This is a genomic window from Kitasatospora sp. NPDC057512 (genome assembly GCF_042802135.1).
Lineage (GTDB): Bacteria > Actinomycetota > Actinomycetes > Streptomycetales > Streptomycetaceae > Kitasatospora.
In genome coordinates this window covers 1-6,298 of sequence record NZ_JBHVET010000521.1, presented here as the reverse complement: position 1 = coordinate 6,298, position 6,298 = coordinate 1, and the positions used below count along the sequence as shown (strand labels likewise).

Annotated in this window: 5 protein-coding genes and 1 pseudogene; all 6 read left to right on the top strand. The window is 71.4% G+C overall.

The genetic code is table 11. The features are described from left to right. Positions 1-94 (top strand): annotated as a pseudogene (locus ACFU6K_RS28070) (roadblock/LC7 domain-containing protein); the annotation flags it as partial. Positions 95-254: 160 nt separating this feature from the next. Then, on the top strand, positions 255-680 hold the full coding sequence (locus tag ACFU6K_RS28065) for a DUF742 domain-containing protein (RefSeq protein ID WP_049658630.1): 426 nt from the start codon (positions 255-257) through the stop codon (positions 678-680). Further along, a complete protein-coding gene (locus ACFU6K_RS28060) occupies positions 661-1,245 on the top strand; it encodes an ATP/GTP-binding protein (RefSeq protein WP_074001502.1) in 585 nt (194 codons plus the stop codon). Before ACFU6K_RS28065 ends, ACFU6K_RS28060 begins: the two co-directional genes overlap by 20 nt. A gap of 401 nt (positions 1,246-1,646) precedes the next feature. Then, a complete protein-coding gene (locus ACFU6K_RS28055; protein WP_380667594.1) occupies positions 1,647-5,021 on the top strand; it encodes a nitrate- and nitrite sensing domain-containing protein in 3,375 nt (1,124 codons plus the stop codon). A gap of 10 nt (positions 5,022-5,031) precedes the next feature. Beyond that, positions 5,032-5,445, top strand: coding sequence for a roadblock/LC7 domain-containing protein (locus ACFU6K_RS28050; protein ID WP_030248297.1), 414 nt, complete (start codon positions 5,032-5,034; stop codon positions 5,443-5,445). 161 nt (positions 5,446-5,606) lie between these two features. Next, the gene (locus tag ACFU6K_RS28045) at positions 5,607-6,248 is read left to right on the top strand and encodes a DUF742 domain-containing protein (RefSeq protein WP_380667591.1); all 642 of its coding nucleotides are present in this window, start codon (positions 5,607-5,609) and stop codon (positions 6,246-6,248) included. Positions 6,249-6,298: the final 50 nt, after the last annotated feature.

The window sequence follows — 6,298 nt, the reverse complement described above, 5'->3', positions numbered from 1 at the left end:
CGTCGGCTACGAGATGGCCCTGCTCGTCGACCGCGCCGGCGCCGTCCTCACCCCCGCACTCCGCGCGGAACTCCAGGGCAGTCTCCTGCACTGACCGGGACCCGCGCGGCTCACCCACCGGCCCGACCGCGCCGGGTCCGACCCGACCGGACCCGGCGCCACACCCTCAGCTACCCTCAGGCAGCTGATCCCGCCTCAGCTGGCACCGCCCCAGCTGGAACCGGCTGCCCAAGGCTGCAGCACTAGGAGGACCCATGACCCCGCCTTCGACACCCGCCGGCCCGTACGGCAACGGGTACGGCAGCGGCTACGGCGGGCAGCAGTCCGACGGCTACGAGCAGCAGCCGCTGGTCCGCCCGTACGCGATGACCGGCGGACGGACCCGTCCGCGGTACCAGCTCGCCATCGAGGCCCTGATCTCCACCACCGGCTCGGCCGACCGGGCCGGCGGGCTGCTGCCCGAGCACGCCCGGATCGTCAGCCTCTGCCGCGAGGTCAAGTCCATCGCGGAGATCTCCGCACTGGCCGGCGTCCCGCTCGGTGTCGCCCGCATCCTCGTCGCCGACCTTGCCGAGGCCGGTCTCGTCGCCATCCACCAGCCCGCCGCCGCGGGCGAGTCGGGCGGAACGCCCGATGTCACGCTGCTCGAAAGGGTCCTCAGTGGACTTCGCAAGCTCTAACGCGGCCGCCCCCACCCGCGCCACCACCTCCGCGAAGATCGTCGTCGCGGGCGGCTTCGGCGTCGGCAAGACCACGCTCGTCGGCGCCGTCTCCGAGATCAACCCCCTGCGCACCGAAGCCGTCATGACCTCGGCCTCCGCCGGCATCGACGACCTCAGCCACGTCTCCGGCAAGACGACCACCACCGTCGCCATGGACTTCGGCCGCATCACCCTCGACGAAGACCTCATCCTCTACCTCTTCGGCACCCCCGGACAGGACCGCTTCTGGTTCATGTGGGACGACCTCGTCCGAGGCGCCATCGGAGCCGTCGTCCTCGTCGACACCCGCCGCCTCGCCGACTGCTTCCCCGCCCTCGACTACTTCGAGAACAGCGGACTGCCCTTCGTCGTCGCCCTCAACGGCTTCGACGGACACCAGCCCCACACCCCCGACGAAGTCCGCGAAGCACTCCAACTCGGCGCCGACACCCCCGTCATCACCCTCGACGCCCGCCGCCGCGACAGCGCCAAGAGCGCCCTCATCACCCTCGTCGAACACGCCCTGCTCGCCCGGCTCCGCTGAGCGAGGGGGGAACCGCACGGCCCCGACGGTCCGTCCTCCGCGACGGGCCGTCGGGACCGCGGTGCCTACCCGCCGGTGACTTCCGGGGGCCGCGCGCAAGACCCGTGTATAAGCAGCGGATAACAGTTCGGTAGGCATTTTGTGATCAACAATGACTCAGCGTGGCGAAACAGCGTCACTCAGCGCCAGGTGACCACGGTTTTGCTCCGTCATGTCGGTGAATGTCCAGAATGTACCGACGCGGGTGCCGGACGGCGGCTGTTTGTCCCCCATCCCAGCACGTGCTGAAATTCCAGCTACCCCTGGTTTCTCCTGCGCCGACCCCTACGGCGGCGGTTCAGGGCCCCGGGGTAGCGCTGGATTGATCCATGGCCGGCAGTCGGCCGAGAGGTAGTTGTCGAGTGAGGCGTAAGCAGCAACCCGCCCCGCAGCGGCGCTCCGAGCCCCGCCAGAGCGAGCCGAACGGTACCCCGGGAGACCCGGCCGGATTCTCCGCGTTCGCTCCCACCGAGGAACGCTCCCAGAGCACCGTCCCGGCTCCCGAGCCCCCGGCCGCGGCACCCCGCGGCGGCGGCTCGTCCGGCGACGGCGGCTCGAGCCGGTACGACTTCCTCCGCCCGCGCAACTGGCGCGTGCCGACCCGTCTGATCGCGATCCTGCTGATCCCCGTGACCATCAGTCTCGTCTTCGGTGGTCTGCGCGTGAACACCTCGGTCGACGGCTTCATCAAGGCCTCCCGCGCCGAGAAGACCGCGGAGCTGGCCAAGGCGGCGACCGAACTCGCCGAGGCGCTGGAGAACGAGCGCGACAAGACGCTGATACCCCTGCTCACCAAGCAGGACCCGAACAACGAGGTGGCCAAGCGCCGCGGCGCCACCGACGCCGCACTGAAGGCGTACAACGCCGCCTACGCGGCCTCCGACAAGTCGGGTGAGCTCCCCCGGCGTCACGAGGCCTTCCAGACCCTGGTGGTCGACCTGCCGCACCTGCGGGCCAACGCGTACATCCCGGAGCTGTTCATCAGCGCCACGGCCAACGCGTACTCGGTCATGCTCGACCCGCTGCTGGCCTTCGACAACTCGGTCGGCCTGGGCTCCGCCAACGCCACCAGCAAGGGCCGCGCGATCTACGCGATGTCGCTGGCCAAGGCCGCGGCGTCGACCCAGCGCGCGCTGATGCTCAACCTGCTGGTCGGCATCTCGGCGAACGCCACCACGCGCTACGAGAACCAGGACGTGATCCAGCAGATCCTGATCTCGGAGAAGCTGGAACAGGTCTCCATCAACGAGTTCAACACCGGCAGCGCCCCCGAGGACGCCGCCAAGTACGCGGCCGCGCAGATCGCCCAGACCGCGGCCCAGGACCGCTCGGCGTACAAGATGCCCAACGGCGCGCCGCCCACCATGCAGGGCCTGCTCCAGCTCGGCGCCTCGTACAGCCAGGCCGCCGCGGAGGGCCAGCAGAAGGGCAAGGCGGTCGCCGACGCCGCGTACACCGAGGCGAAGAACTCCGGCCTGACCCAGGAGAACTGGACCCAGGCCACCGACACCCACATCCAGGCCCTGCGGAACACCGAGCTCGCGCTGCTGGACGAGGTCCTCACCGACTCCCGAAACCTGAAGGACAACGCGCTCTACGACGCCATCCTCAACACGGTCATCGTCGTCGCGGCGCTCATCCTGGCCGGCCTGCTGACCGGCTACGTGGCCCGCTCGATGATCCTCGGCATGCGCACCCTGCGCAGCGCCGCCCTGGAGATCGCCGACCACCGCCTGCCGGACCTGGTCGAGAAGCTCTCCAAGACCGACCCCGACCGGGTCGACACCTCGGTGGCCCCGATCCCGCTGCACGGCAAGGACGAGATCGGCGAGGTCGCCCGGGCGTTCGACCAGGTCCACCAGCAGGCCGTGGCGCTCGCCGCCGAGCAGGCCCTGCTGCGAGGGAACGTCAACGCGATCTTCACCAACCTGTCGCGCCGCAGCCAGAGCCTGATCCAGCGCCAGCTGGCGCTGATCACCGACCTGGAGAACAACGAGGCCGACCCGGACCAGCTGGAGAACCTCTTCAAGCTGGACCACCTGGCCACCCGTATGCGCCGCAACGGTGAGAACCTGCTCGTCCTCGCGGGCGAGGAGGCCGGCCGCCGCTGGAACACCCCGGTCCCGCTGGTCGACGTGCTCCGCGCCGCCGCCTCCGAGGTGGAGCAGTACGAGCGCGTCGAGCTCTCCGGCATCCCGGAGGTCGACGTCGTCGGCGCCGCCGTGACCGACCTCGTCCACCTGCTCGCCGAGCTGCTGGAGAACGCCACCTCGTTCTCCAGCCCGCAGACCCGGGTGCTGGTCAACGCGACCCGCCTGCCGGACGGCCGCGTGCTGGTCGAGATCCACGACAAGGGCATCGGCCTCACCGCCGAGGACTTCGCGGAGATCAACGAGAAGCTGGCCGAGCCGCCCACGGTGGACGCCACCATCTCCCGCCGCATGGGCCTGTTCGTGGTCGGCCGGCTCTCCCAGCGGCACGACGTCCGCGTCCAGCTCCGCCCGTCCGGCGAGTCCGCCGGCACCACCTCGCTGGTCATGCTCCCGCCGTTCGTCACCCAGTCCGGTGCGGCGCCGGAGCCGGACGAGCAGTTCACCGTCTCCCGGATCTTCGCCGAGCAGGAGCCGGCCGCCGAGTGGGCGCCGGACACCCGCGCCCGCAGCGCGGCCGAGCTCGGCTTCGACGACCACCTCACCGGCACCGGCAACGCCGGCTCCAGCGGGTTCAGCCCGGCCCTGGAGGCCGTCCAGCGCTCGCAGCGCCTCGACCAGGTCCGCCGCGCGGCCCTGGAGAGCGCCCCGCAGGCGCCGGTGGTCGACGCCGAGGTCGAGGAGGACTACCAGCAGGGCTACGACCAGTACGCCCCGCAGGGCTACGAGCAGCAGGGCCACGCCGGCGAGCAGTACGCCGACGACCAGTACGGCTACGACCAGGGCGGCTACCAGCAGGACGGGTACCAGCAGGACGGGTACGCCCAGGACGGCTACGACCAGTACGCCCCGCAGGGCTACGAGCAGCAGCAGGGCCACGCCGGCGAGCAGTACGCCGACGACCAGTACGGCTACGACCAGGGCGGCTACCAGCAGGACGGGTACGCCGACCAGTACGGCCGCCCGGCCCAGGACTCCCCGGCCGGCCACCCGTACGCCCCGGAGCCGCCCGCGCTGCCCGCCGCCGAGCCGCCGCGCACCACCCTGCCGTCCGGGCTGCCGCAGCGCCGTCCCGGCGAGCAGCTGGCGGGCGGCGGCCTCCCCGCCGCGCCGGCCGGCGGCAGCCCGTCCGGCGACAGCCCAAACTGGTTCGCCGGCGCCAAGGACACCTCGGCGTCCCCGACCCAGCGCGGCCACGACGTGTCCTCGCTCGGCGGTTACGGCCCGACCGGCCCGACCGCCAGCGCCGCCTGGCAGTCGCCGAACGACGGCGACTGGCAGCGGGCCGAGCAGCTGCGCGAGCCCTCCTCCGCCGGCACCACCGGTGCCGGTCTGCCGCGGCGCGTGCCCAAGCAGAACCTGGTGCCCGGCAACGCCAAGTCCACCCCGCAGGACGGGCCGCAGGTCTCCCGCAGCCCGGAGGAGGTCCGTGGCCGCCTCACCAACCTGCGCCGCGGTGTGGAGCAGGGCCGCAGTGCCGGTAACACCGGAAGCTTCCGGATCGACCCCGATCAGGTAGACCAGTCCGGCAACGGACAGAACCGGAGCACCGATCTCTTCGGCGGCTCGAACCACCAGGAGCGTTGAGTTGACTCAGATGAGCCAGGCCGCACAGAACCTGAACTGGCTGATCACCAATTTCGTGGACAACACCCCCGGGGTGTCCCACACCGTGGTGGTCTCCGCGGACGGCCTCCTGCTGTGCATGTCCGAGGGCTTCCCGCGCGACCGCGCCGACCAGCTCGCCGCCGTCGCCTCCGGCCTCACCTCCCTCACCTCCGGCGCCAGCCGGATCTTCGAGGGCGGCGAGGTCAACCAGACCGTCGTCGAGATGGAACGGGGCTTCCTGTTCCTGATGGCCGTCAGCGACGGCTCCGCGCTCGCCGTCCTGGCCGCGCCGGACTCCGACATCGGCCTCGTCGGCTACGAGATGGCCCTGCTCGTCGACCGCGCCGGCGCCGTCCTCACCCCCGCACTCCGCGCGGAACTCCAGGGCAGTCTCCTGCACTGACGGTTCGTCGGATACCGTCCAGGTATTCGAAGTACCTCCGCGTCCTTCCCGGGCCCGCTTCGGCGGGCTCGGGTTCGGACGTTGTACGGCCTTCGCACCACCGGCTCCGGACCTGCGCCGAAGCTCGCACCGCACCGCCGCACCCTGTGAGGAGAGGAACCGTGACACCGCCCGACGACCGCAGCGGCCAATACGGTGTTCCGTACCCTGGCACAGGCCATGACGCCTTCGGAGCACCCGGCGTCGGCCACGGTCAGCAGTACGGCCGGCACCAGTACGGACAGCCCCGGCAGCCGTACCCCCGGCCCGAAGAGCAGTACGGCCAGTACGACCAGTACGCCCGGCAGCCCTCGTACGGCGCCCCGGCGCCCGGGTACCCGGCACCGGCGCCCGAGCCGGCACCCGGCTACCTGCCCGCCCAGGAGCCCGGCCACGTCGAGGAGTTCGAGGACGAACCCGACTCCGGCCCGCTGATCCGCCCGTTCGCGATGACCGGTGGCCGGACCAGGCCGCGCTACGAACTCGCGCTGGAGGCCCTGGTCTCCGCCGACGTCGACCCGCAGCGCATGGCCACCCTGCTCCCCGAGCACCAGCGGATCTGCACGCTGTGCACGGAGGTCAAATCCGTCGCGGAGGTGTCGGCGCTGCTCTCCCTTCCCCTGGGAGTGGCCCGCATCCTCGTGGCCGACCTGGCCGAGGCCGGCCTGGTCGCCATCCACCAGCCCGCTTCCGGCGGCGAAACCGGAAACCAGCCCGACGTCACGCTGCTCGAAAGGGTCCTCAGTGGACTTCGCAAGCTCTAACGCGGCCGCCCCCACCCGCGCCACCACCTCCGCGAAGATCGTCGTCGCGG

Coding starts and splice junctions, on each gene's coding strand:
- ACFU6K_RS28065 (WP_049658630.1), top strand. CDS start 255: ATGACCCCGCCTTCGACACCCGCCGGCCCGTACGGCAACGGGTACGGC.
- ACFU6K_RS28050 (WP_030248297.1), top strand. CDS start 5,032: ATGAGCCAGGCCGCACAGAACCTGAACTGGCTGATCACCAATTTCGTG.